At 68.5% G+C, this 26086-nt stretch carries 20 protein-coding genes and 4 pseudogenes; 12 read left to right on the forward strand and 12 right to left on the reverse strand.

From position 1 onward, the window contains the following. Nucleotides 1-29: 29 nt before the first annotated feature. The 9 genes and pseudogenes from J7E89_RS03255 (at nt 30) to J7E89_RS03295 (ending at nt 11272) form a co-directional block, all read left to right on the forward strand. Nucleotides 30-1499 (forward strand): aldehyde dehydrogenase family protein, encoded by a 1470-nt coding sequence (locus tag J7E89_RS03255; protein ID WP_214968051.1) that lies wholly within the window; start codon nt 30-32, stop codon nt 1497-1499. Further along, nucleotides 1496-3079, forward strand: a complete 1584-nt coding sequence (locus tag J7E89_RS03260) for an APC family permease (protein ID WP_214968053.1) — start codon at nt 1496-1498, stop codon at nt 3077-3079. Before J7E89_RS03255 ends, J7E89_RS03260 begins: the two co-directional genes overlap by 4 nt. A gap of 41 nt (nt 3080-3120) precedes the next feature. After that, a complete protein-coding gene (locus tag J7E89_RS03265; RefSeq protein ID WP_214968055.1) occupies nt 3121-4704 on the forward strand; it encodes a GMC family oxidoreductase in 1584 nt (527 codons plus the stop codon). A gap of 111 nt (nt 4705-4815) precedes the next feature. Continuing rightward, on the forward strand, nt 4816-6339 hold the full coding sequence (locus J7E89_RS03270) for an aldehyde dehydrogenase family protein (protein ID WP_214968057.1): 1524 nt from the start codon (nt 4816-4818) through the stop codon (nt 6337-6339). A 655-nt stretch (nt 6340-6994) separates the two neighbouring features. Beyond that, nucleotides 6995-7642: a (2Fe-2S)-binding protein gene (locus tag J7E89_RS03275; RefSeq protein WP_214968059.1), complete on the forward strand. Its 648-nt coding sequence runs from the start codon at nt 6995-6997 to the stop codon at nt 7640-7642. Between the two features lie 36 nt (nt 7643-7678). Then, a pseudogene (locus tag J7E89_RS03280) lies at nt 7679-8008 on the forward strand (alpha/beta hydrolase); the annotation flags it as partial. Nucleotides 8009-8083: 75 nt separating this feature from the next. Next, nucleotides 8084-9097, forward strand: coding sequence for an NADP-dependent oxidoreductase (locus J7E89_RS03285; RefSeq protein ID WP_214968061.1), 1014 nt, complete (start codon nt 8084-8086; stop codon nt 9095-9097). A gap of 149 nt (nt 9098-9246) precedes the next feature. Then, the gene (locus J7E89_RS03290) at nt 9247-9519 is read left to right on the forward strand and encodes an acetyl-coenzyme A synthetase N-terminal domain-containing protein (protein ID WP_251060021.1); all 273 of its coding nucleotides are present in this window, start codon (nt 9247-9249) and stop codon (nt 9517-9519) included. 1052 nt (nt 9520-10571) lie between these two features. Then, nucleotides 10572-11272 (forward strand): annotated as a pseudogene (locus J7E89_RS03295) (2-phosphosulfolactate phosphatase). A 577-nt stretch (nt 11273-11849) separates the two neighbouring features. Here the strand turns inward: J7E89_RS03295 and J7E89_RS03300 are convergent. After that, the gene (locus J7E89_RS03300) at nt 11850-12578 is read right to left on the reverse strand and encodes a hypothetical protein (protein WP_251060022.1); all 729 of its coding nucleotides are present in this window, start codon (nt 12576-12578) and stop codon (nt 11850-11852) included. 529 nt (nt 12579-13107) lie between these two features. Between J7E89_RS03300 and J7E89_RS03305 the strand changes: the two are divergent. Continuing rightward, a pseudogene (locus J7E89_RS03305) lies at nt 13108-13320 on the forward strand (transposase family protein); the annotation flags it as partial. Nucleotides 13321-13626: 306 nt separating this feature from the next. Here J7E89_RS03305 and J7E89_RS03310 read toward each other — a convergent pair. The 3 genes from J7E89_RS03310 to J7E89_RS03320 all read right to left on the reverse strand — a co-directional run bounded on the left by J7E89_RS03310 (nt 13627) and on the right by J7E89_RS03320 (nt 16167). After that, the gene (locus tag J7E89_RS03310; protein WP_214968063.1) at nt 13627-14706 is read right to left on the reverse strand and encodes a HAMP domain-containing sensor histidine kinase; all 1080 of its coding nucleotides are present in this window, start codon (nt 14704-14706) and stop codon (nt 13627-13629) included. Then, nucleotides 14699-15394, reverse strand: coding sequence for a response regulator transcription factor (locus tag J7E89_RS03315; RefSeq protein WP_214968065.1), 696 nt, complete (start codon nt 15392-15394; stop codon nt 14699-14701). The genes J7E89_RS03310 and J7E89_RS03315 overlap by 8 nt, the downstream gene beginning before the upstream one ends. A 68-nt stretch (nt 15395-15462) precedes the next feature. Next, nucleotides 15463-16167, reverse strand: coding sequence for a VanZ family protein (locus J7E89_RS03320; RefSeq protein ID WP_214968068.1), 705 nt, complete (start codon nt 16165-16167; stop codon nt 15463-15465). Between the two features lie 121 nt (nt 16168-16288). Between J7E89_RS03320 and J7E89_RS41715 the strand changes: the two genes are divergently transcribed. After that, a complete protein-coding gene (locus J7E89_RS41715; RefSeq protein WP_285439190.1) occupies nt 16289-16411 on the forward strand; it encodes a hypothetical protein in 123 nt (40 codons plus the stop codon). Nucleotides 16412-16906: 495 nt separating this feature from the next. On the opposite strand, the gene J7E89_RS03325 is transcribed toward J7E89_RS41715, so the two are convergent. Both J7E89_RS03325 and J7E89_RS03330 read right to left on the reverse strand, forming a co-directional pair. Next, the gene (locus tag J7E89_RS03325; protein ID WP_214968070.1) at nt 16907-18286 is read right to left on the reverse strand and encodes an FG-GAP-like repeat-containing protein; all 1380 of its coding nucleotides are present in this window, start codon (nt 18284-18286) and stop codon (nt 16907-16909) included. 417 nt (nt 18287-18703) lie between these two features. After that, nucleotides 18704-19162 (reverse strand): helix-turn-helix domain-containing protein, encoded by a 459-nt coding sequence (locus tag J7E89_RS03330; protein ID WP_308315314.1) that lies wholly within the window; start codon nt 19160-19162, stop codon nt 18704-18706. Between the two features lie 113 nt (nt 19163-19275). Here J7E89_RS03330 and J7E89_RS03335 point away from each other — a divergent pair, with 113 nt between their 5' ends. Then, complete coding sequence (locus J7E89_RS03335; RefSeq protein WP_214968075.1) at nt 19276-19863, forward strand: Imm21 family immunity protein; 588 nt, start codon at nt 19276-19278, stop codon at nt 19861-19863. Nucleotides 19864-19890: 27 nt separating this feature from the next. Here J7E89_RS03335 and J7E89_RS03340 read toward each other — a convergent pair. The 6 genes and pseudogenes from J7E89_RS03340 to J7E89_RS03365 form a co-directional block, all read right to left on the reverse strand. Continuing rightward, a pseudogene (locus tag J7E89_RS03340) lies at nt 19891-20656 on the reverse strand (transposase). A gap of 60 nt (nt 20657-20716) precedes the next feature. After that, the gene (locus tag J7E89_RS03345; protein WP_308315313.1) at nt 20717-22297 is read right to left on the reverse strand and encodes an ISAzo13 family transposase; all 1581 of its coding nucleotides are present in this window, start codon (nt 22295-22297) and stop codon (nt 20717-20719) included. 113 nt (nt 22298-22410) lie between these two features. Next, nucleotides 22411-22704 carry a hypothetical protein gene (locus tag J7E89_RS03350; RefSeq protein WP_214968077.1) on the reverse strand — a complete coding sequence of 98 codons (294 nt, stop codon included), beginning with the start codon at nt 22702-22704 and terminating at the stop codon, nt 22411-22413. 369 nt (nt 22705-23073) lie between these two features. Beyond that, entirely contained in the window at nt 23074-23889 is an 816-nt protein-coding gene (locus tag J7E89_RS03355; protein ID WP_214968079.1) for a lysyl oxidase family protein, read from the reverse strand. Nucleotides 23890-24050: 161 nt separating this feature from the next. Then, nucleotides 24051-24452: a nuclear transport factor 2 family protein gene (locus tag J7E89_RS03360; protein WP_214968081.1), complete on the reverse strand. Its 402-nt coding sequence runs from the start codon at nt 24450-24452 to the stop codon at nt 24051-24053. Further along, nucleotides 24449-26047 (reverse strand): cytosine permease, encoded by a 1599-nt coding sequence (locus tag J7E89_RS03365; protein ID WP_214968083.1) that lies wholly within the window; start codon nt 26045-26047, stop codon nt 24449-24451. The genes J7E89_RS03360 and J7E89_RS03365 overlap by 4 nt, the downstream gene beginning before the upstream one ends. Nucleotides 26048-26086 lie beyond the last annotated feature (39 nt).

The raw sequence follows: 26086 nt of genomic DNA on the forward strand, positions 1-26086 counted from the left end.
CCCGCCCATCCGAACCCGGAGGAGTCCCCATGCCGGAGCTGTTCATCGGTGGCAAATGGACCGCCGCCGTCGACGGGCAGGTTCGCGAGATCCGCTGCCCCGCCGACGGCACCCTGGTGGCAACCGTCGACGAGGCGGGCCCCAAGGACGTCTCGGCGGCGATCGCGGCGGCCCGTGACGCCTTCGACCGCGGCCCCTGGCCGACGGCCCCCGCCGACAAGCGCGGCGGGCTGCTCCTGCGCGTCGCGGAACTGCTGGAACGCGACAAGGACGCGTTCGCGCGAGCCGAGTCCCTGGACACCGGGAAGCGGCTCGTCGAGAGCCAGTACGACATGGACGACATCGCCCACTGCTTCCGCTACTTCGGCAACCTGACGGCGTCCGGCGGCTCCGACCGAATCGTCGACACGGGCAACACGGACGTGGACAGCAGGGTGGTGCACGAACCGGTGGGCGTCTGCGCGCTCATCACCCCATGGAACTATCCGCTCCTTCAGACAGCCTGGAAAGTCGCTCCCGCCATCGGGGCGGGTAACACGTTCGTACTCAAGCCCAGCGAGCTGACCCCGCACACCGCCATCATGCTGATGAAGCTGCTGGCCGAGGCCGGACTGCCCGACGGCGTCGCCAACCTCGTCCTGGGCGCGGGACCGATCGTGGGCGCGCCGCTGAGCGAGGACCCGCGCGTCGACATGGTGTCGTTCACCGGCGGGCTCGTCACCGGACGCCGCATCATGGCTGCCGCCGCGCCGACGGTGAAGAAGGTAGCCCTGGAGCTGGGCGGCAAGAACCCCAACATCGTGTTCGCCGACGCCGACTTCGAGGCCGCGCTCGACTACGCCCTGATGGCGATCTTCCTGCATTCCGGCCAGGTCTGTTCGGCCGGGGCCAGGCTGCTGGTCCAGGACGAACTGCACGACGCGTTCGTCACAGAGCTGGCCAGGCGAGCGCGTGCGATCCCGCTCGGTGGCCCCTTCGACGAGATCGCCCGCACCGGACCACTGATCTCCGCCGCGCACCGCGAAAAGGTCGAGGCGTACGTGGCGGCCGGTCTGGCAGAGGGCGCGGTGCTGCGCTGCGGCGGCACCCGGCCCGACGACCCGGCCCTGCAGGACGGCTTCTACTACTTGCCGACGGTGCTCGACGGCTGCACGCCCGGGATGTTGGTCGTACGGGACGAGTCGTTCGGCCCGGTGCTCACCGTCGAGACGTTCCACGACGAGGCCGAGGCCGTCGCGCTCGCCAACGACACTTTCTACGGGCTGACCGGCGCGGTCTGGACCGAGGACGTGGCGCGCGGCCAGCGGGTGGCCTCCCGGGTGCGGGCCGGGACCGTATGGATCAATGACTTCCACCCGTACGTGCCCCAGGCGGAATGGGGCGGAATGAAGCAGTCCGGCTTCGGCCGTGAACTGGGCCCGGCCGGCCTGGCGGAGTACCAGGAGGCCAAACACATCTGGCGCAACCTCGCGCCCAGTCCGCTGAGGTGGTTCGAATGAGTACGGACGCCGCCGGAAAGGGACCGGAAGTTCCGACCCGGACCCAGACCCAGCACGACGACGACGCCCTGGGCGAGCTCGGCTACCGCCCGGAGCTCGTGCGCACGCTCGGCAACTTCCACACCTTCGCCGCCGGCGTCAGCTACATCTCGATCCTCACCGGCACCTTCCAGCTCTTCTACTTCGGCGTGAGCTTCGGCGGCCCCGCCTACTGGTGGTCGTGGCCGATGGTCTTCGCCGGCCAGCTGATGGTCGCCCTGTGCTTCTGCGAGCTGGCCGCCCGCTACCCGGTCGCAGGCTCGGTCTACAACTGGGCGAAGACCATGGGCGGCCCGCACATCGGCTGGCTCGGCGGCTGGATAATGATGACGGCCACCATGGTGACGCTGGCGGCCGTGGCACTCGCGTACCAGATCACGCTGCCTCAGATCGACGACTGGTTCCAGTTCGTCGGCGACGGCACCGGCAAGACCGACGCGGCCGCCAACGCCGTACTCCTCGGCTCGGTGCTCGTCCTCTTCTCCACCCTCGTCAACGCCTTCGGCGTCAAACTCATGGCACGGATCAACTCCGCCGGAGTGTTCATCGAGCTCATCGCCGCCGTCGCCCTGATCATCTTCCTCGCGGCGCACATCACCCGCGGCCCGGGCATCGTCCTGACGGAGACGTACGGTCTCGGAAGCGGCCAGAACCTCGGCTACTTCGGGGTCTTCCTGACGGCCTCACTGGCTTCCGCGTATGTCATGTACGGCTTCGACACGGCGTCGTCACTCGGCGAGGAGTCGCACAACCCCGGGCGCAACGCGCCCCACGCCATCCTGCGGGCGCTCGTCGCGTCCTTCCTCATCGGCGGGCTCATCCTGCTCTTCGCCCTGATGGCGGTGCCGGATCTGGCCGCGGAGGAGCTGTCCACGGGCGGTCTGCAGTACGTGGTGCTGGAGACGCTCGGTTCGACCATCGGCGAGATGTTCCTGTGGGCCGTGGTCATCGCGATCACGGTCTGTGTGCTGGCCGTGCACGCCGCCGGCATCCGGCTGATGTTCGCCATGGCACGGGACAACAACCTGCCGGCGGGCTCGGTGCTCGCCCGGGTCAGCCCCCGCTTCCACACGCCCGTGGTGCCGGCCGTCGTGATCGGCGTGGTGGCCGTCGTCATCCTCGTGATCAACATCAATCAGCCGCAGATCTTCTCCGTGATCACGAGCATCGCGATCATCATGATCTACGTGGCCTATCTGATGGTCACCACGCCCATGCTGATCAAGCGGCTCCGCGGCGAGTGGCAGCCCGTCGAAGACAACTTCTCGCTGGGCAGGTTCGGCCTGCCGGTCAACATCATCGCTGTGGTGTGGGGCGCGGCCATGTCGATCAACCTCGCGTGGCCGCGCGCGGAGGTGTACAACGCGACGGGGCCGCAGCACTGGTATCTGCGGTGGGGCGCGTTCCTCTTCATCGGCATCGTCGCGCTCGGCGGCTTCGCCTACTACTGGTTCGTGCAGCGGCACAAGACCGGCGTACTGGACGAGCACCGCTTCGAGGCCGCTGACGCTCCGCCACCGCCTGCGTCCGCCGCCCCCTGACCCACCGAACCTCCCTTCCTGCCCGCCTGCCTGGAGAAGCGATGTCCGCAGAGAGCGCCCTGGCCGAGTACGACTATGTCGTGGTCGGCGGTGGTACAGCCGGCGCCGTCGTCGCCGCGCGCCTGACCGAGGACCCGGACGTCACCGTCTGCGTGGTGGAGGCCGGTCCCTCGGACGTCGGCGACGACAACATCCTGCGGCTCGACCGGTGGATGGCCCTCCTGGAGTCCGGTTACGACTGGGACTACCCGGTGGAGCCACAGGAGAACGGCAACAGCTTCATGCGGCACGCCCGCGCCAAGGTGCTGGGCGGCTGCTCCTCGCACAACTCCTGCATCGCTTTCTGGGCACCGGCCGAGGACCTCGACGAGTGGGGCGCCATGGGCTGTACGGGCTGGAGCGCGGCGGACTGTTTCCCCCTCTACCGGCGCCTGGAGACCAACGACGCGCCCGGCGACCACCACGGCCGCTCCGGGCCGGTGACCATCCGTACGGTCCCTCCGAAAGACCCGTGCGGCGCGGCTTTGCTCGAGGCCTGCACGGCCGTAGGCATCCCCACCACACCGTTCAACACCGGCACTACGGTGGTGCGCGGCGCCCATTGGTTCCAGATCAACTCGCGGGCCGACGGCACCCGTTCGTCCGCCTCGGTCTCGTACCTCCACCCGGTCCTCGGCAAGCGGCCGAATCTGGAGGTACGTACCGGACTGATGGCCAGGCGCCTCCTGTTCGACGACGACGGCGACGGGTCGGCGACGGGTCGGCGCTGCACGGGCGTCGAGTACCTACAGCCCGACACCATTCACACCGGGGCGGTCGCGGCCCGGCGCGAGGTGATCGTGGCCTGTGGGGCCATCGACTCGCCGAAGCTGCTGATGCTGTCCGGCATCGGGCCCGCCGACCACCTGAGGGACTGTGGTGTGGACGTGCGGGTGGACTCCCCCGGAGTCGGCTCCCACCTTCAGGACCACCCGGAAGGCGTGATCATGTGGGAGGCGAAGCAGCCCATGGTCACCTCCTCCACCCAGTGGTGGGAGATCGGCATCTTCGCGGACACCGAACCGGGCCTGGACCGGCCGGACCTGATGTTCCACTACGGCTCGGTGCCGTTCGACCTGAACACGTACCGGCGCGGCTATCCGACGACGGACAACGCCTTCTGTCTGACGCCGAACATCACCCGGGCACGCTCCACGGGAACGGTCCGGCTGCGCACCCGCGACTACCGGGACAAGCCGAAGGTCGACCCGCGCTACTTCACCCACGAGCACGACATCCGTGTCATGACGTACGGGCTGCGGCTGGCCCGCGAGATCGCCGCCCAGGCGCCGATGGCCGACTGGGCCGGCGCCGAGCTCGCGCCCGGCCCGGACGCCACGACCGACGAGGAACTGTTCGCGTACATCCGCGAGACCCACAACACCGTCTACCACCCGGCGAGCACCGTGCGCATGGGCCCGGCGGACGACGCCGGCTCGCCGCTCGATCCGCAGCTGCGGGTCAAGGGCGTGACGGGGCTGAGGGTGGCCGACGCGTCGGTGATGCCGTTTCTGACGGCGGTCAACCCGTGCATCACAACGATGATGATCGGTGAGAAGTGCGCCGACATGCTCAAGGCGACCTGAACCGCCAGGCACCCGCCCGTCTCGCTCCGCAACCTCTTCGCAACGTACGGACTCCTAGCCTCACGCCGAGCGCCGCCCAACGGCGGGCGGCGCCAGAGGGAGGCCACGGAGATGACCCGTTACGCTGCGCCCGGTACCGCCGGCGCGATCGTCTCGTACCAGCCCCGTTACGACAACTGGATCGGCGGCGAGTACGTCGCGCCGGCCCGCGGCCAGTACTTCGAGAACCCGAGCCCGGTCAACGGCCGCCCCTTCACCGAGATCGCCCGCGGCACCGCCGAGGACGTCGAGCGCGCCCTGGACGCGGCGCACGCCGCCGCTCCCGCGTGGGGGCGTACGGCGGCGGGCGACCGCGCGAACATCCTGCTGAAGATCGCGGACCGTATGGAAGCGCATCTGGAAGAGCTCGCGGTCGCGGAGAGCTGGGAGAACGGCAAGCCGATCCGCGAAACGCTGGCCGCCGACATCCCTCTCGCCATCGACCATTTCCGCTACTTCGCGGGTGCGCTGAGGGCGCAGGAGGGTTCGCTCAGCGAGGTCGACGACGACACCGTCGCGTACCACTTCCACGAGCCCCTCGGTGTGGTCGCTCAGATCATCCCTTGGAACTTCCCCATACTCATGGCGACCTGGAAGCTGGCGCCCGCACTGGCGGCCGGAAACGCGGTCGTCCTGAAGCCGGCCGAGCAGACACCGGCGTCCATCCATTATTGGATGAGCCTGGTGGCCGACCTGCTGCCCCCTGGTGTCGTCAACATCGTGAACGGCTTCGGCGTGGAGGCCGGGAAGCCGCTCGCTTCCAGCCCGCGCGTCGCGAAGATCGCGTTCACGGGTGAGACCACGACGGGGCGGCTGATCATGCAGTACGCCTCCGAGAACATCAAGCCGGTGACACTGGAGCTGGGCGGCAAGAGCCCGAACATCTTCTTCGACGACGTCTGGAACGCCGACGACGACCTGCGCGACAAGGCACTCGAAGGCTTCACGATGTTCGCGCTCAACCAGGGCGAGGTATGCACCTGTCCGTCACGCGCGCTGATCCAGCGCGGCCACTACAGCGAGTTCCTGGAGGCGGCGATCGCCCGTACGGAACAGATCGCCGCGGGCCACCCGCTGGACACCGACACGATGATCGGCGCCCAGGCCTCGAACGACCAGCTCCAGAAGATCCTCTCGTACCTGGACATCGGGCAGCAGGAGGGCGCCAAGGTCCTCACGGGTGGTCAGCAGCTGGAGTACGACGGCGACATGGCCGGCGGCTACTACGTGCAGCCGACCATCTTCGAGGGCGACAACCGCATGCGGGTCTTCCAGGAGGAGATCTTCGGCCCGGTCGTCGCGGTGACGTCCTTCGCGGGCTTCGACGACGCGATCAGGACGGCGAACGACACGCTGTACGGCCTCGGGGCGGGCGTATGGACACGCGACATCAACACGGCGTACCGCGCGGGCCGTGCGATCCAGGCGGGACGCGTCTGGACGAACTGCTACCACGCGTACCCGGCGCACGCGGCCTTCGGCGGCTACAAGCAGTCGGGCATCGGCCGCGAGAACCACAAGATGATGCTGGAGCACTACCAGCAGACGAAAAACCTACTGGTGTCGTATTCGCCGCAGAAGCTGGGCTTCTTCTAGACGCAGAAAAAAGGGCGCCTGACCAGGGCACATGCCCGTCAGGCGCCCTTCTCGGCGCACACCTGAGCAGCGAGTCGAAACATGCCCTTACTCCCGATATCCCACCGGTATCCCAGCTCTGAGCCAAGAACTTGGCGTAGTAGCGGAAGAGGACCTGGATGCTCTGTCCGGCTCGGCGCGCGCACTCCGCGGGGTCGACGCCGAAGGCCAACCAGAACGAGATGCCGGCATGGCGTAGATCGTAGGGACGCTTCGCCGGCTCCAGGGCGTGCTCGTCAAGGGTAAGAACAGCCTCACGCGCTCGCCCCCAGGGGATGCCGTACGCCGAGGCGTCGATGTAGTTCCCCGCTGCGTTGCGGAACAGACGTCCATCCGGTGCCACGCCGAAGCGGCGTATGTGCTCGCGCAACATGCGGACGAGCACTGGAGGGATCGGCACCGCCGCGGACAGCGCCGTCATCCGTCCACTCCTTACCGGCAGGATCGGGGGAGAAAACTCTCCCTGCCACGGCCACGGCCGGTGATGCGAGACTTCCGGCGTGACCAGCCGCGGCTGTCAGGGCGCGCGGTTGTCCAGATCTTGCGGTGACGGCGCTCCCGCCTCCAGCCGCGCCCCTGCGCGCGGCTGATCCGTCCGCGATGCGAAGGCGTACGTATGTCCACTGAAAATCCTGAATCTGCCACTCGACCCCCCGCCGGGACCGGCGGGTCCTCCACAGCCCCCAGTCGGCGCACCTTCATCGCCACTACGACCGCGGTTGGTGGTGCCGTCATCGGTGTGATCGGAGGAGGGACATCCCTCGTCGGCCCACAAGAGGCGGCTGCCGCCGGGGCGCCACCTGCCAGCGGTGTTTCCCTGACGGTCAACGGCGCCCGGCGGACGGTGACGGTCGATAACCGCACCTCGCTGCTGGATCTGCTGCGCGAGCACTTCGGTCTGACCGGCTCCAAGAAGGGCTGCAACGCCGGGGCCTGCGGTGCGTGCACGGTGCTGGTCGACGGCCATCGGGTCAACTCCTGCCTGACCTTGGCGGTCCGGTTGGAGGGCGCGGAGGTCACCACGATCGAGGGCCTCGCCGACGGTGACCAACTGCACGCGCTCCAGCAGGCGTTCATCGATCAGGACGCCTTCCAGTGCGGCTACTGCGCCCCCGGCCAGATCATGTCCGGCGTCGGCTGTATCCAGGAGGGCCACACCGGCTCGCCGGAGGAAGTACGCGAGTGGATGAGCGGCAACATCTGCCGCTGCGGCTGTTACGTGAAGATCGTGCGCGCGGTCGAGCAGACCGCAAGCCGGAAGTGAGGATCGGCCGCTTCGGTCGACGCGAACGAGGAGAACGACAAGATGCTCAGCAGGGGCACCCTCGAACTCTTCCGAGGGGCCTGGCTGCAGGACCCCGCCGTGGACTTCTCCGACCCTCGCATCAGCATCGCGAACGCCGACCTCACCGGCCTGCCGCCCACGACCGTCCACTACGGCGAGTACGAGACCCTCGCCGACGACGGCGCCGAGCTCGGCCGCCGACTGGCCGACTCCAAGGTCACCTCCGAAGTCCACCCGATGCCCGAGGGGCAGCATTCGTTCATTCTGGGTGCGGGGCGTGTGCCCGAGGTGGACCAGGCGATCCAGCAGATGGGCCAGTGGCTCCGTCGGCACCTCGGCGCCTGAGCAGACGAACTGGCCGAACCATCACATCGACCGCCAAGACACCACCGAGAAGATAACGCAGAGAGGCCGGCCGCCATGAAGGCATTCGTCGTAGAGAAGTACGGCAAGGACGGCGCGCGCGCCGCAGAGGTACCCGAGCCCACCGTCGGGGCCCGAGACGTCCTGGTCAGAGTGAGCGCCACCAGTATCAACCCGCTGGACAAGATGGTCCGCAACGGGGAGTTCAAGCAGCTCCTGAAGTACAAGGCTCCGTTTGTGCTCGGCCACGACGTGGCCGGTGTCGTGACGCGGGTCGGCTCCGCCGTACGCAGCCTCGAGGCCGGCGACGAGGTCTACGCCCGTCCGCGCGACCTGCGGATCGGAGGCTTCGCGGAGTTCATCGCGATCGACCAGGACGACGTCGCACCCAAGCCGGCCTCGCTGACCCTCCAGGAGGCAGCCGCGGTGCCGCTGGTGGCCTTGGCCGCCTGGCAGATTCTCGTCGACCGTGCCGATGTGAAGCCGGGTCAGAAGGTGCTCGTCCACGCCGGTGCCGGTGGCCTCGGGTCGACGGTCATCCAGCTCGCCAAGCACCTCGGCGCCACGGTAGCGACTACCACGACCGCCGAGACCGAGAAGTTGGTCAGGAGCCTCGGCGCCGACGTCGTCGTCGACTACACCAAGGAAGACTTCTCGAAGGCGCTGTCCGGCTACGACCTGGTGCTGGACGCCGTCGGCGGGGCGAACCTCGAGAAGTCGCTGACAGTACTGAAGCCCGGCGGCCTGGCCATCAGCGTCGTCGGCCCGCCGGACGCCGGGTTCGCCAAGCAGCTCGGCGCCCCCTCATTCATGGGCGTGGTCATGAACACGCTCAGTCGCAAAGTCCGCAAGCAGGCAAAGGCGCTGAGCGTGCGCTACCAGTTCTTCTTCATGCAGGCCAACGGCTCCCAGCTGCGCAACCTCGGCGCCCTCTACGACAGCGGGACGCTCCGCCCGGTCATCGACCGGACCTTCCCGTTCAACCAGACCCTCGAGGCGATGGCATACGTCGAGCAGGGCCGCACCAAGGCCGGCAAGGTCGTGGTCTCGATGGTGCCCGGCAACGACTGAGACCAGGAGGTCGGCGGACCTGTCGGTGACCTGGCGGTCGGTCTCCGGCATCCTGCCCGGCCGTGTCGGCCATCATGGGGGTATCCGTGCCCAACAACGTGCTGTACTCGCCACACCCCCGCCCCCTGAATGCCACAGAGGAGTGCGCGATGGGAATGTACGAGGACGTCTTCCGTGCCAGTACCGAGGACCGGGAGAGCTTCTGGCTGAAGGCGGCGGAGGGGATCGACTGGGATGTCGCTCCGCATCGCGCGCTGGACTCCTCGGGCGCACGCTTCCACCGCTGGTTTCCCGACGCGCGGCTCAACGTCTGTTTCAACGCCCTGGACCGGCACGTCGAAGCGGACCCCCCGTCGTCGACACCGTCTTCCCTCTCGAGTCGACCCAAGAAGCGCTGGAGTACGTCGAGGCAGGCCGCGTGAAGGTCGGCAGGGGCGTCGTCAGGATGACGTGAGGGGCTCGCTTTCGCCTTCCGGGCCTTCGGTCAAGAGTCAAGAGGACTCCCTGATACCCACCTCTCAGAAAGATCTGGTTATGAGCGACATGAGCGCTACTGGGAGCTCGGCGCCGAGGAGGGTGTGCCGTTGAGCCTCCTGATTCACCTGGCCGGAAACCCCCTTACAACTGGGATCCGCGCGTCGTCGACGGACTCGCCGCACGACGGCGAGAACGACCGGATGGTGCCCAGCCAGAACACACTCGACCTGGCGGCACGCTGCCCCAGAGCGAACTCGTCCCCCTCTACCCGGATGCCGGACACGGAGGAATCTTCCAGTACCACGACGAATTCGTGACAAGAGCGCTGGAATTCCTCGAGGTCTGAGCCTGAGCCAATGTCGTTGGAGGGCCTCTACGCTCGCCGAGCTGACGCCGGGCTACCAGAGGTGCCATGGGCCCTCCGGCCCCGGATGCCCGATCGGTACGCATAGATCCAGCACCGGCTCGCGCCCGTCCGGGGTGACTTTGCGGATCGACCGCCTGGAGAAGGACACCTGATCGTCCGTGAACGGGACGCCCACGACCGCCGGGTCGTGAGCACCTCGACAACGAACGCCGGATGCTCGGCGGGCTGTCGCCCTCCTAAGGCCGCCAACTCGCGCGACTGCTGCGCAAGCTGAAGTTGCGATCCTCGACTCCGACGACGAGCCGACGGCACCACGACGGAAAGGCACCGCGATGTGGTGGACGCGGTCGTGGCAGACGGAGCCTCGGCAGAAGGCTGGTGGCGCGCTGGGAAACGGTAGGGCGGTCCGAAGTTCAGTCGCCGGGCTGACACGTGCAGCCCTCCCAGACGCGCGCGGTCCCACTCCTGCATAAACTGCTCGATGAGGCAGTTGGCCTGCTCCCGGACGCCGTCCAGGTGCGCACTACTTTCGCGACGCAGGCAGCCGGAGGTGTTGCATTCCGAGAGCGTCGATGTAATGCGGATCACTCTCTGGGCGCTTCGAGTCGGGCATGCGCAATCATGATCGGTATGGACGCTCGTTTCCTTGGCATTGCTGAGCTGGTCGAAGCCCCGTCCGTGGCGGTCGTAGTCGACGTCATGCGTGCTTTCACCGTGGCTGCGTGGGCCTTTGCCCGGGAGCGGAAAAGATCGTTCTTGCTGAGTCGCTGGACGAAGCCCTGGCGCTCAAGGCTCGCCACCCGGATTGGGTGGCGCTCAAAGACGGTCCGCCCGCGCCCGGGTTCGACATGGTCAACTCTCCGGGCCTGCTGCGGTCTGTTGGCCTTGGCGGACGGACCGTTGTGCAGAAGACCACGGCAGGGACGGTCGGCGCCCTCGCGGTCAAGGAGGCGTCGCTGGTGCTGTGCGCCAGCTTCGTGGTGGCGGAGGCAACGGCTCGGCTCTTGCGGACGCGCAAGAGTGACAGTGTCACGTTCGTTGTCACTGGCGACGATGGGCAGGCCGATGAAGACCTGGCGTGTGCTCAATACATCGCTCGGAGGGCCACGCAGGCTGGGACGGATGCTGCTGAGTTCGTCCGCCGCGCTGCCGAGTCGCGCGCCGCCGCCGAGTTGGCGGAGGGTGTGCGTCAAGGCGTCCATTCTGATGACGTTGCACTCTGTCTTGAGGTCGACCGGTTCCCTTTTGCCATGGTGGCGACCTTGGAAGGTTCGCTCATGGTCCTGCGTCCGCGCGTGGTGCCTTCGCCAGCCGACGAGGGCCCAATCTGATCGCTGGCGAGGTGTAACCCTTCACCATGCGAGAGCCAGCACCCTGTCGGGTATGCGGCGTCAACTGCATGTCCGATGACGGTGGTTCGTGGTGCGGGGAGGTAGCTGACGCGGCTTGTTCCGGCGGCGGCCTCGCGGAGCCGCACGAACTCCTCGTGCTGTGCGGCCAGCCGGGCCAGGGCATGGGTGCGGAGTCCGTGAGCTCGGTGATCGTCTGCTCAGACTGGGCCAGCCGATCCCTGAGCTTGGCGTTCTCCGCCTTGAGACGGGCGATCCGGGCTTCGCGGGGGTCGGGAATGTCTCCGGCCTGCTGCAGGGCGTGAAGTCGTCGCTCGAACTCGGTGCGGAGGTGAGCGTAGGGGCGGGTGCCGTAGAACGCGGTGCGGTCGACACCTGCCTCGCGGGCAAGGGTCTTGATGTCGCACTTCCCGCCAGGCGGGATCGCGCCGCGCAGGAGCCGGTCCATGGCGGCCCGGAGGCGGCCTTTCGTTCTCGGTCCGCTGGGCTGCGGAGACTGGCTCAGCCGGGCACGGTGCTGCGCTCGTGGCGCGATACAGAAGGTCAGCACGTGGTGACGCTACTGGCGGCCGCTCCTCTCCGCCTCTGGCGCGATGGCCGTCGCTGGGAAGGTGCGGCGGACCTCCGCGAAGAGGTGGGGGCAGTCGGTGTCATGGGTGACCGCCGCGGCGAGGAGGGCGTCCAGCGCCGCCTTGAGGGGGTCGGGGGCGGCAGCATCGAAGAGAGCGGCGAAGGCGGCGGCCTGGGGCAAGCCGGGGGGGCCGTCGTGGGACCGTGGAACGCGTGCGTCGGAGAGTGCGGCGTCCCGCAGCCGTCGTGGGTCGTCCAGCGGCGGCGAGTAGGGCTCGCCCCGGTCGAGCTCCACCAGGCCACGCGCCACCCAGTCGATGTCGCTGAGCCCTGCTGTCGCACAAGCGCGGTGCGCTGCCCAGCGGGCGAGCGCGCGCTGTTCCTCGGGACCTGCGGCGTCGATCGCGTGCACGAGCGCGGCGTCAAGGCCGACGAGGCCCTTGGGATAGCCCTGGACCCCCCGGAGCTTGTCCCGGACATCCCGCAGCCGGTCGCTGGGCAGGCGCCCGCCCCACGCGTCCATCTCCTGTCGCAGCGCGGCGTGCTCCTCCTCCTCGCGGGCCTGGCCCTCGGCCTCAGCATGCTCCTCGGGGGTGGGGCCCGGGGGCTGATTGCGCGCGAACTCGTGCCAATAGGCAGCGGTTTGGCTGGTTTCCTTGACCACGCGGTCCGGGGCCGGCGGGCTCGGCCAGAATCGCAGCAGATACTCATCCAGCACGGGTCCGCCCGCGTCGCGATGGCGTTGTGCGCGTCGTCCATACCTCGGCAGTGGTACCGGACCCGGTACGAGGTCTCGGAGAGGGGGAGCGGATACCGGCCGCTGTCCCACTCCACGAGCTCGATCTCGTCCGATTCGGGCCGGAACGACACCTCGACGATGTCCTCCCAGACGTCGGCGTCCAGGGCCGGCTCCGTCTCGTGCAGCTCGACGGTGAACGGGACGGAGCCGGTGTGCATTCCGGTCAGCAGAAAGAGATGGCCTGGCACCGCCCCGCCGCACAGCCCGGCCCGCTGCCCGGCGAAAGAATCTTCGAGGGAGTGGCCGTCGTCGCTGCAGACATAGATCTGCCCGTAGGCCACGTGCACTTCGCCGCTGAAGAGTGTTCGCATAGATCAAGCGTGGCGCACGGGTCTGACAATGAGCGGTCCAACCTGGTGTGTGATCTGGCCAGTTGGCCTGACAGATAGGTGAATCCCCTGGTAGATGGCTTATCGACCAAGAGAACCTTCTCCGCCAGAGGCTTCGCGTGCTTGTTTACCCGTCGGGCGTCGACATGTCCAGCTCCGCCCTTCGCTTCCTGTCCGCCCGCCTGCGGGAACACCGCCGCGCTCTCGGCACCCGATGGCGCCGCCTGACCGCCGGCCGCCAGGCCCTCCCCGCCCTCGCCCACCTCCGCAACGGCCACACCTACGCCCAGCTCGCACAGGATTCAGCGTCGGGACCACCACCCTCTACCGCTGCGTCAGTGACCTGGATGCGGACTGGAGTGAGATGGCCGAGGACGCGCAGCACGCTCTGATCCGCATGGGGCCTCAGGTGCTGGACCAGTTGATCGCGGCGGCACCGGGGTTGGGGGTGAGCGGGCAGCTGTGTGCCATTGACGTTTTCACCGCGCTGGGAGATCCGCGTCGGGGGGATGCCCTCACAGGCATGCTGAGCAGTGACGACCGTGTGGTCCGGCAGTGGGCCGCCGAAGCGTTGGCCGAGCTCGGAATCCAGAGTGCCGTGCCGCAGCTGCTGTGGACTAGTGGGCCCCGGACGATGCCTACGGCGTGCCGGGAAGCCGAACCGTGACGAGGAGACCGCCGGCGGGGCGGGGGACGATGTCGAGGGTCCCATCGTGGGCGCGGACGATGCTGTGCACGATGGCAAGGCCGAGGCCGACGCCGGCGTGCTCGTCGGTGCGTACGCGTTCTGTTCCGCGTTGGAAGGGTTCGGTGAGGGTCGGTACCAGTTCCGGTGGCACTGGATGGCCCGTGTTCTCGACCCGCAGCACGCTCGCGTCGTGCTGCGCTTCGGTGTGGACCGTCACGGTGCCGCCCACGGGGAGGTTGTGGACGATGGCGTTCTGGACGAGGTTCGTCACCATCCGCAGCAGGAGCTCCGCGGAGCCGCTGGTCCGTGTCGCTCCGCCGGTAACGTCGAGCGTGATCCCGCGCTGTTCGGCGAGGCGGAGCAGGGTTTCGGCGGCCTCTTCGGCGACTAGGGAGAGGTCGACGCTCTCGCGGGTGAAGTTCCCGCGGTCGCTGCGGCTGAGCAGCAGGAGGGCCTCGGTGAGGTCGATCGCGCGCGTATTGACAGCATGCAGGCGTTCGAAGAGCTCGTTTTGGTCCCGTGTGGGGTCCTTGCGGGCGACGTCGAGCAGTGTCTGCGAGATGGCCAGCGGGGTGCGCAATTCGTGGGAGGCGTTCGCGGCGAACCTCTGCTGCTCGGCGACGTGCGACTCGAGTTGTTCGAGCATGGTGTCGAACGCGTCGGCGAGTTCATGGAATTCGTCCTGGCGGCCCTCCATGCAGATCCGGTGGGACAGCGATCCGTTCCCGGCCATCCGTGCCGCGGCCGTGACCTGTGTGAGCGGTGCGAGCATCCGGCCGGCGAGGATCCATCCCCCGACGACGCCGAACACGAGCAGGAAGACCATCGCCACGGCCGCGGCGGGGAAGAAGGTGCGCACAAGGAGGTAGCGGTTGGGTGAGATCCCGAGAAGGCCCTTGGGGTTGTCGGGTACGTAGCGCAGCAGGAACACCCACACCACGGCCAGCAGGAGAGCGCCGGCGACGGCGAGGAACCCGGCGTAGCTGAGGGTGAGTTTCAGTCGGACGCTGAGCCCTGGGCGTCTATGCATGAGTACTGCCGAGGCGGGTGGTGTCGGAGCCGGTCTCGATGCGGTAGCCGACACCCGGCACCGTGGCGATGATCCATGGTTCGCCGAGCCGTTTGCGCAATGCGGAGACGGTGATGCGCACGGCGTTGGTGAAGGGGTCGGCGTTCTCGTCCCAGGCCCGTTCCAGCAGCTCTTCGGCGCTGACGACCCCGCCCTCGGCGGCGGCGAGGACTTCCAGCACGGCGAACTGTTTGCGGGTGAGCGCGACGTAGCGTCCGTCGCGGAAGACCTCCCGGCGGAAGGGGTCGAGCCGCAGGCCCGCGATCTCGCGGACCGGGGGCCGGGCGTACGCGCGTCTGCGGTCGAGCGCCCGCAGCCGCATGACGAGCTCCCGCAGCTCGAACGGTTTGGTGAGGTAGTCGTCGGCGCCGAGCTCGAACCCGGAAGCCTTGTCGTCGATCCGGTCGGCGGCGGTGAGCATGAGGATCGGGATGCCGCTGCCGGAGGTGATGATGTGCCGGGCGACCTCGTCGCCGGAGGGGCCGGGGATGTCGCGGTCGAGGACCGCGAGGTCGTAGGAGTTGACGCTCAGCAGTTCCAGCGCGGCGTCGCCGTCGCCGGCGATGTCGGCGGCGATCGCCTCCAGCCGCAGACCGTCACGGACGGCCTCGGCCAGGTAGGGCTCGTCCTCCACGATCAGTACGCGCATGCCTGAAGCCTAGACAGCACAACATATCGCCGACGTATGCAAAGACGTGTGCACACCGGACACGCGACTCAGCCTGCCGGTACCAGCGCGGGGCGAGGCTGGTCCGACGGCGCTTCTGCCGTAGTGCGCCACCAGCGGCGCGGCGCCAGCGCGGCCAGCACGGCGCCGGCGGCGTTGACCAGTACGTCGTCCACGGAGGACACCCGGTCCAGCCGCAGGACGTACTGTGCGGTTTCGACCAGGACCGAGCAGCCCGCCCCGAGCGCCAGGATCCGCGGCACAGACGCCAGCGCCGCGAACCGCATCGGGGCGAAGAACCCCAGCGCTGCGAAGATCAGCAGGTTGCCGACGATCCCGGCCGGCCCCATCGTGAGCAGGTCCCGCAGCGGTACCAGGCTCACCCGGCCGGGGACGGTACCGGCCCCGGCGCCCGGCATCATGGTCATCCATATGAACGGCACCGTCCCGTGGACCATGCCCACCTCGGCCAGCGACATCCGCCACGCCGATGTGACGGCGGCGGCACGCCGACGGCGCGCCAGAGCCCACACCACCAGCGCGGCCAACGGCAACGCGACCAACGCGATGAGCACCACACCGTTGAACGTACCGAAGCAGCCGTGCCACCGCCCGGCCATGCACATCGGAGCGGACATCATGAGCGGCCGCCGCACGACGAACACGGCGCTCGCCATGCCGAGGATCGCCAGGCTGAGGAGCACGATCCTGCGCGTACGGCGGGCCGGTGCTGACAGGGATGCGTTGTGGTTCATGCCCCCATTGGAGACGGAGGGCCGTTGCGGTGGCGTATGCGATTTTCGATACGCCCGCGATACACGCAATCCCTGGCATCAAGGAACTGGCGCAAGCTGGCAGTGAGACGGCCCGCCGCTGGTGATCGCGCCGGCCCAGCCACTGCAGGTGCTGGACGACTCGTCCGTGCACATCGCGCTGCCGAGCATCCAGGACGAGCTCGCCGTCACGCCCGCACATCTGCCCTGGCCCGTGAACGTCTAAGACGTCCGGCCGGTAGTGCGGTTCCGTTCGGTAGGTCGTTGTGCAGTGGTTGTGGTGAGTTCACAGCAGCCTCCCCGAAACGGACGCCAGCCCACTGAGGCCGGTGCACCACTTGGTACTCACGCGGACATTTCGCGGAGGCCGAGTCTTGGTCACGAAAGATGGACCTGGCCTTATCGAACAGGCGTCGCGTAGCCAGGTGCAGGCTCGCTCATCCAAGCCGATTGAGGTCGTGCTGCCCGCCGGCCTGCAGTTGCTCGCCCACTCTGCTTCTGGGCAGTTGCTTCGAGGGCGTCGTAACAGCGCCCGCTCCGGCGATGTGTCCAAGGCGGGCGCTGCGTTCACTGTCGCGGGACGGCGTCACGGGCCTTGGGGCTTCGGGGCGGCGGGGAGGGCTCCTGCGAGGCTCCGCTGTCACGCGCGGTCGGAACTGTGGCACTTCCACGGCGTCTGCGCGCCACGGCCACTGGCGTCGTGGCCGGGGCAGGGATGAGGTCAGTCGAGGAAGGCGCCGCCCAGGTCGGGCAGTTCGTACGAGCCGTTGGCCGTCGGTCCGGTGGACGAGCCGGGCAGAATGCGGCCACCGGAGGACGCAGCAACGGCGAGGTCCGCCTTGCCGTCGGAGCTGAAGTCGCGCAGGCGGAGGCTGTGGCCGAAGGACTCGTACTCTTCGGAGCTGCCCGTGACGGATTGCGGTATCCAGGAGGAACGGGAGCCGGACAGACCGCCGGAGCCGCCGCGGAAGAGGTGAATGCCGCCCTGGTCCTCCCGGCCGTCCACGTCCTCGTGGGGGACGCCGACCACGAGATCGGCATAGCCGTCGCCGTTGGAGTCGGCGGCTGACACGTCATAGGCGAAGTCGTCGTTGGCCTCGGGGGTGCCCGAGACTCCGGTGGTGGCCTGCGTGAGCTTCGCCGAGCGGGTGCTGCTGGGGCCGGACGAGGCGCCGTACCAGATGTTCACCGCGCCCTTGCCGCTGCTCTCGCCGGGCTCGCCGACGGCGATGTCGCCGTAACCGTCCTTGTCGAAGTCTCCGATCGCGGCGTTCAGGCCGTCTTCATTCTGTCCGGCGGCGAGGGTCTTGGAGGCGCCCGAGGACAAGCCGGTGGAGGAGCCCTTGAGGAACCAGGCGCGGATGTTCCAGTCGGTGCCGGACGCCTGCAGTCCGAGGACCACCAGGTCCGCCTTGCCGTCGCCGTCGACCTTGCCCGCGGCCAGGCCGGACGAGTACCAGCCGGCATCCGGCTTGTCGATCTTGCTGACGTTGCCCGTCGTACCGGACTTGGTGAAACCGCCCCGGTACAGCCAGGTCTCGCTGCCGCCGATGACCGCCAGGTCGGGGGAGCCGTCCCCGGTGAAGTCGCCGGTCGCCAGGTCCCTGCCGAAGTGGCCGGCAGCGCCGCTCTTCGGCGTGATGCCGGCTCCGCCGGACAGGCCGGACGCGGAGCCCCAGACAACAGTCACCGAGCCGCGGTACTCGACGTCGCCCACCTGCTCCATGGGGTTGCCCACGACGAGGTCCGCGTAGCCGTCCTTGTTCAGGTCGGCGCCGGCCAGGCTTTCGCCGAACATGTCGTCTTCCTCGCCCGCGCCGGGGACACCAGGGCTGTCCTGGTGGATCACTTGGGTGTGGGAGGCATCCAGACCGCGGGCGCTGCCGTAGGTGATCGTGACGGCGCCGCCGGACCAGCCGTCCGGCCCGGAGATGCCGCTGTAGGCGTTGCCGTACGCGATGTCCGGGTATCCGTCGCCATTGAAGTCGTCGTAGTGCTTGGCCACCGCGGCGGAGGCCGGGGCCGGCGTGAAGGCGATCAGACCGGTGGTCAGCGTAGCTGCGACGGCTGTCGCCAGGGCTGGACGGACGTGCTGGTGCATGCGGGGACTCCTGCTGCTTACGGGAGGGCGCGGTGGTGCGCCCTGATGGACGAGGTGCGTTCGGCCTGCATTCGCCCACAAATGGCCGGGACTCGGCGGCGTGGCTGCGCGTGCGGCGTACGGGAGACCGCTGGAGGGGCCTGGGGGTTGTACGGAGCCGTTGAGGAAAATCAAATTTCTGCAGCGGGCAACCGCCCAGCGACGAGGCATCACGTGGCGTCCGGCCTGCACGTGCCCCAACCGTGCCCAACGCAGCGGTCAACAGCGGGGTACGGGGGCTCGAAGCATGATCGCCGCCGTCAGGGCCGGAAAGCGCTCGGCGTGCCGCTCCCAGGAGCTCGGCCGTGAGCTGCGCCCACTCCGCGTTCGCAGCCTCGTCGTGGTCGACGTACTGCTGGGCGAGATTACGGACATGGCCTACGAGCAGCAGGAACGTGTCAGACTGCTGGGCGGCCGGCAGCCCTGTTTCGGCCAGCGCGGCCAATGCCGTCTCCAGCCAGCCCAGTTGGTTGGGGCCCATGATCTGGCGGCGCAGGCGGTCGCCGTCAGGATCCACGGGTTGCGGCGGTACATCGTCAGGCACTGCCGGGCCCACTCCGTCAGCTGCGGGCGCCAGCCGCCGGGGATGGCGGCGACCGGGGCCGGGGGGCCGATCGCGAGGTCGACCATCAGGTCGATAAGTTCCGTCTTGCCGGGGACGTACCGGTAGAGCGCCACTGCGGTGACGCCGAACTCCTTGGCGACGCGCGCCAGCGACACCGCGTCCAGGCCCTCCCCGTCGGCGATTGCGATGCCGCCTCCGCGATCCGGCCCGCGGTGAGCGAGGGCTTCGGGCCCCGGCTCGCCAACTCCTGCTCGCCCCGGAGCAGCGCGAATCTCGCCCTCACGCCGGCCTGCTTGCCCGGTTTCTTCGCGGCCACCTTCGTCTCCTCCGGCAGGGCTGCCGGTTGCCCAAGGGGGTTGTCAGTGGGTGGGGGCACACTGGCGGTATGAGCACCTCTTGGTCCGCCTCAGCCGACATATCCGATGCCGCCCTTGTCTGGGTGGAGTCGATGGGCGGCCCTTTGATCGTCGTTCCCGTCTCCTTTCTGGCCTCATGGCGCGGGTGCACGGAGACTGGTGCCATCGTGGGGGACGCGACCGCTCCAGATGATTACGACCGCGCCTGTGCGGTGGACGATTTGGCCGGCGTGATCGCCGTTGGCGACAGCGGCGCGCAGGCACTTGTCCTGGCGGATGAGCCGGCCACCAGCTGCTACCTGGCCGAGCATCGGGCCTTCCTGCGCTGGCTCGCCGCCGACTCCGAGGACGGGCTGAAGGCAGCAGCTGAGGCTGTCCTCGCGGACCCCGCCACCGAGTGGGAGGAGTGCGGCACATGGGCGTCGGACGGCCCGGCCGTGCTCATGCACTCCGCAGAGGGGGGCGCCGAGTTGAGCGTCGAGTACCCCGGTGGTGGGGTGCCCGCTCAGGCAACAGTCCCGCTGCCCACGGGCCGCTGGAGGGTCCGCGCCGTCCACACCGAGGCGGATGAGGAGAACTGGGTCGGTTTGGTCCAGCTCCTCCCCATCGACGCCTGACCGGGCAGTCGCTTCAGACGAACGCGGTCACGTGCGGCGCGCAAGGTTGTGGAAATGGGCAATGCCGAGCATCGTGTGGTGGACGCCGCGCCTCTCAGTCGGCAGTCGCGAAGTATCTTCCACGTCTTCATCCGCGCGAAGGCGTGCTCGATGCGGGCGCGAACGCGGCGGTGCGAGGCGTTGTTCTGCTGCTTCCATGTAACGAGTTCCTCGCCTGGAACTCGCCGGTGCGGGATGACGAGTCCCGTGCCCTGGTAGCCGCCGTCGGCGATGGTGGTGACCCGGCCGACCATTGCTCTCGCGCCTGATTCTTCCCATGCCTTGCAGTCGTTTCGGTTGCCGGGCACCGGTCGGCCACGGCGACGACCAAGCTGGTGTCCGCGTCCAGCACAACCTGGTGGTTGGTGGAGTAACGGTAGTGCTTGGACTTCTGGGCGATGGTGCGGTCACGGGTGGGCACCAATGTGCCGTCCACGACCAGAACGGTGTCCGCGCGGAACCGTTGGCGCTGCTTGAGTGCGAGCAGCGGTCCGGCATGGCTGACGATCCGAGCGGCCGCCGATTTCGAGACACCGAACAGTGGGGCTAGCTGCCGCAGCGTGAGGTTCGTGCGCCAGTACGCGACAGCCAGCAGCACCCGGTCCTCTAACGCCAGTGACCAAGGCCTCCCTGGACGTGCCTTGCCAGCTTGCTCGTGCAGCAGCTTCCTGACCAACGCGCCGAAGCCTTGAGGAGACAGCCCAGTGAACGGAGCTATGCAGGACGGATCAGACGCCGTGATCACACCAGTCACGCCGAGATCATCTCACCCGTGACCAGCGGTTACGGGACAGCCTTTAGGGGTTGCAGATCATTAACACGTTGTCTTGATCTTGTTGTCGGGATCGCCGCTTTGGGCCAGGACCCGCGCTTGCAGGGTCGCCAGGACAGCGGGCGGGGTGGTAGCCGGCGGGATGATGATGTTGTGTGCCACGAGCAGTCTCCTGATTTTCAAGAGGGTGCGGTGCATGCCGGTCCGGCTGCTGCCGAACAATACGGCCAGTGGTTCAGCGGCCAGGGCGACCCGCAGGTGGAGCACGGTGGCCAGGACTTGTTCGGGGAACGCGAGCCGGGGCGGGCGGCCCCGCTGCGCATCACCGTCCGGGGCCAGGGTCTGTGAGAGGGCATCAAGGTCCTGTGGGGTCATCCCAGTCAGTGCGGGGTCGGACAGCAGGGCCTGGTCCCATTTCGGGGTTGGCGTCTGCGGGGCTCGGGCCGCCGGCGTGACGGGGCCTGGCTGGAGGTGCAGGACGTAGTTCCAGTCGCCGTGGAAGGCATGCCGGGTCAGCGGCAGGGCGGCCATCTCCGCGTCACCGATACGGACTCCGGTCGGGTAGGTGTTGGTGTCGAGTTCGGCATCCACGCGTAGTCCGGTTCGGGTGGTCGTCGCGGCGATGGACTGGACGATGACTTCGTGGCTGGTCAGCGGGCGGCCGCGCCAGTTCATGGTGATGTGGGAGAACAGCCGGTGCTCGATCTTGTTCCACTTCGATGTGCCGGGCGGCAGATGACAGACGGTGATGACCAGCCCTGTCTCGGCGGCGAGCTGGGCGAGTTCGAGTTTCCAGGCGCGGGTGCGGTAGCCGTTGGACCCGCCGGCGTCGGCGGTGATCAGCAGCCGCCTCGCCTGCGGGTAGGCGGCCTGGCCCTGGCCGTGCCACCAGCGGCGGATCGATTCCACCGCGAACGCGGCGGTGTCGTGATCAGTCCCGACGTTGACCCAGCCGGTGTTCGCCGCAATGTCGTAGACCCCGTACGGGACGGCCTTGCCCAGCTGCGGGTCGGCGAAGTCATGGACGCTGACCGCCACCGGAGCACCCGCGGGTCGCCACTGGCGGCCGCTGTTCTTGAACTCGCCGACGAGCTCCTTCTTCTTGGTGTCCACGCTGATCACCGGCTGGCCGGTGTCCCGGTGTTCGCGGGCCTGCTCGTTGAGATAGCGGAACTGGGCATCCCGGTCCGCATGCTGGCTGCCCTCGATCGTCTTGGCATTGGCCTGCAGGCTGAAGCCTTCCTCCCGCAGGAGATCGCCGACGGTGTCGGCACTGACCCGGTGCCCGGCCCGGTTCAGTGCCCGCGCGAGGGTGCGGGTCGATTTCACCGTCCACCGCAGCGGCGACATCGGATCACCCCGCACATCCGGCTCGACCAGTGCCAGCAGGGCCGGCCGCAATCCAGGGTCCAGATCCGAGACCCGTTTACGTCCCCCGCCCGGCCGCCGCACCCGTCCCAACGGGGCCTCGCCGGCCTCCAGCTCGAACACACCCTTGCGGACCGTCGTCTCACTCACCGCAGCCGCCCAGGCGACAGCCCGGATACCGCCATGTCCCATCACCCGGGCCTCCGCGGCCATCAGCAGTCGCCGCTGCCGCTCGTCCAGATGCGGGAACAACACCGCAAACTACACAGCGAGTTGATCGCGAGCCTCGTCCGGGATGCGCATACCACACCAACGAGCCCCAAGGCGGAAGGCAACACCTTGATCTTCTGCAAGCCCTTAGGTGTGAATCACACCTGACACTGCTCGTTACAGAGGCCGTCGTCGGTGAGCGGCCACTCGCAACAGCCGCTGGACAAACGCTCGGCCTTGTCGCGATCGAGGAACTCCGTGACGATGCGGCCGTCCTCAATACGCCTGACCCCTACTTGCTTGCTGAAGTCGATCTTCAGTATTTCGACCTCCAACCTTCTGCACTTCACCGCATACCTGTCAGCGGCCTCAGGGTACTTGGCGAACAGTTTGTCGACTTCATCGAAGAAGTCAGGGTCGCGCTCCGGCCCACAGGCGGGCTTGGTATTCATGATTACGCTCCCCAGCGTCGAGTGCTTGGAGCCCCAGAACCATGGTCCCTCAGCCTTGAACCCGGTGCCACCGAGACCAAGAACGTCCCCCGTTCAACCATGCGCCCCGACTCCCTGCCTTCCAAGGAGCGGCCGACCATGGAACCGAACCACCGGACCGAAACGAGCACGGAAAGCAACCTCGACAGCGCTTGCGTCTCGGTCGTCGCGGAATGAGGCGAAACACCTGGCGGATCCGTTCCGGGGGCTGCCTGGATTCGGTGACGCCCCAGGAGCCGGCGCGGTGGACTCCCCCGGAGCGGGGCAGCGGGATACCTCTCCCGCTGCCCCGCCCGGGCGCCCCTCCGGCGCCGACGCGGCAGTCGCCGGTCAGACTCCCGGACGCGGGCCGCCGACGCCCACCGGCACGCCCTGGCCGATCGTGACCCTCACCGATGTCGTCTTGGGGGCGGCTCTGTTGGACTCGTGCAGCATGCCGAGCGGGTTCGTCGTCATTTCCAGCGTGTACTCCTGCGGTGGGAGGTTCATCAGCGCGCTGACGTCGAAGGACTGTCCGTCCAGCGCCTTGTCGTAGACGTCCGCCCAGCCGACGGAGATGCCCATCGTCAGGGCCGTCGCGTTGGCGTTGTGCGAACAGGAGTTGTAGACGGGGTTGACGGGGACTCCGGGGAGCGTGGAGTCCGCGACCTCCAGGTCGACCAGGCAGAACGCGACCTTCGGCGACTCACGCACCACCTGGCCGCCGGCGTCGAGGAGCCGGTAGCGGGAGATGCCCTCCATGTGGAAGTGTTTGTGCTCGTCGTGGTACTTCATCAGGCCGACGGGCACCTCGTACGAGGAGCCGTCGGAGCGGGAGATCCGCTGGTAGGCGGGCAGCACGTTGTTTCCGGGCGTGGCGGCGGCCGCCTCCTCCTTGGTGCGCCGGCCGGTGACGTGCAGAGCGCCGGAGCCGAGGTTCGCGGGCGCGCCGGTGAAGCGCAGCCAGGTGACGCCGGTTTCGGGATGACGGACCAGGTCGTTGTCCGCGAGTGCGCTCCGGAGCGGTTCGAGGGCGGGCAACCGGTCCGTGGGGGCGTCGACGGCCGAGGCCGGGACGGGGCCGGTGGCCAGCAGCGCGCCGATCGCCATCACCGCTGCGGCGATCCAGGTCCGTGTGGTGCGTCCGCGCCGTTGTGTGCGTCTCATGACTGTCCTTCCTGTGCTGGATGATGCGGTGTGCGGGGCCAGCCTCGGCGATGTCCGCGGCGAGGACGTCCGCAGGGAGCGGGGGCACGCGGCCCTCGCCCGGTGCGGCCCCGGGCGTGCTGCCCGTGGCCGGCCCTCCCGCCCGACTCGGGGAGCCGGTGTCACGGCTCGGGCGAGAGGTGTTCATGGACGACGAGCCAGCGCCCGTCCGGGGACCGCCGGAAGACGACGGTCTCCCGCTCCCGAAGTTCCTCGCCGTCGGCGGCGTCCTTCGCGGCGAGGCGGGTGTGCACCTGGTGGGTCATCACCGCCAGGCCGTCGGCGACGACGCGTACCTCGGTGTCGCCCGTACGGCAGCCGAGCACACGGAACCCGTCCAGCTCCCAGGCGCGCCAGGCGGCCTCGTACGCGGCTCGGGGGGCGAGGAGGCCGGGATGCGTGGGCAAGAGGAACGTGGCGTCCTCGGCGAAGGCCGCGAAGTAGCGGTCCGTGTCGTGGGCAGCGAAGGCGTCCACCAGGTCGGCGGCGGCGGCCCGCACCTCGGCTTCGGCGTCGGCACTCATCCGTCCACCGCCGGGAGGCCGTCCACGGTCGCGGCCACGTCCGGCCCGTCCGCCGAAGCGATCGTCCGGCCGCCGGTCGACGTCGGCTCGCCGACCCTGCCGCCGGCCTGCGCCGGGACCGCCGCGGCGTCGGTGGATGCCGGTTCGCCCTGGGCGAGTTCACGCTCGCTGGCGCCCACCGCGGGTTCCTCCGCCGACAGGTCCATGCCGCGCGTCAGGGCGTAGTACAGGACCCCGGAGACGGCGAGCCCGATCACGAACGCCACGTCGACCCCGCCGAGCGCCTGAGCGACGGGCCCGGTGAAGGGGCCCACCACCATGAACGGCACCATCAGAAGCAGGCCCACGCCGTAGGCCAACAGGCCGCGCCACGCCCAAGTGCCGTAGATGCCGTCAGGCCGGAAGAGGTGGGTGATGGCGTAGTGGCCGCGCCGGACGAAGAAGTAGTCGACCAAGTTCACGGCGGTCCACGGGATCAGCAGGTACAGCATGAGCAGCAGGGCGTTGCCCAAGGCGGTGGAGAAGTCGGCCGAGACGCTCAGGCCCACGGCGCACCAGACGACGGCGAGGCCGCCGATGGTCAGCACCCGGGCCCTGCGGCCGGGGCGGAGCGGGCGGACCGAGTCGATCCCGGTGAGGACCGTGAGCATGCCGCTGTAGGCGTTGAGTCCCATGGTGGCCACCAGCGCGAGGACCGACAGCACGGTCAGTACGGCGCCCAGGCCCCCCACCACCTGGTCCCCCGCGTCGCGCGTGCCGGCGAGCGGGTCGTTCACACCGAGGGTGGCGGCCATCCAGGCACCGATGGGAATGAGCCACATCGGCGAACCGGCGGCGCCGCCGAAGACGGAGGCCACGATGCGGGACGTCGGGGTGTCGCGCGGCAGATAGCGCGAGTAGTCGGAGACGTACGGGGCGTACGAGATGTTGTATCCGGCGGCGGCGGTGAACTGCACCATGAAGGCGACCAGCGTGAAGCCACTGGCGACCGGGGCGGCATCGGCCGGGCCGGTCACCCAGCCGCCGAGGATGCCGATCGACAGCAACAGCCAGCACGGAGCCGAGCACCAGAAGAGCACCTGGAACGCCCGGTGGAGCCAGTCGTGTCCGTACACCGCCAGGACCACCGCGACGACGGTGATGCCGATTCCGACGGTGGTCACGTCCCAGCCGAACACCGCGTTCAGACCGTGGCCGATGATGATCGTGTCTACGACGTTGAAGCCGACGAAGGTGAACAGCGTCGCCGCCAGGGGCACGATCACCCCACGGTAGCCGAACTGACCCCGGGACTGGATCATCTGCGGCAGCCCCAACTGCGGTCCCTGGCTTGCGTGGAACGCCATGAAGAAGGTGCCCACCAAAAGCCCCAGTGCGCTGGCCAGTACCGTCCATCCGACGGACAGGCCGAGACCGGGACCGATGAACCCGAGGGACAGGGTGAAGGGCTGGAAGTTCCCCTGGAACCAGAAGGGGCCCTGCTTCCACAGCTTGCCGTGCCGTTCGGCGAAGGGGACGTGCTGGATGGAGAGGCTTTCGATGACATCCGCGCCGCCGGGTTCGGCTTTTGAGCGCTGGTCAGTCCGGACCGCCATGGACCCTCCCGTTTTCGTTCGCTCCGGGACACCACGACC

Source organism: Streptomyces sp. ISL-100 (assembly GCF_018614615.1).
Lineage (GTDB): Bacteria > Actinomycetota > Actinomycetes > Streptomycetales > Streptomycetaceae > Streptomyces.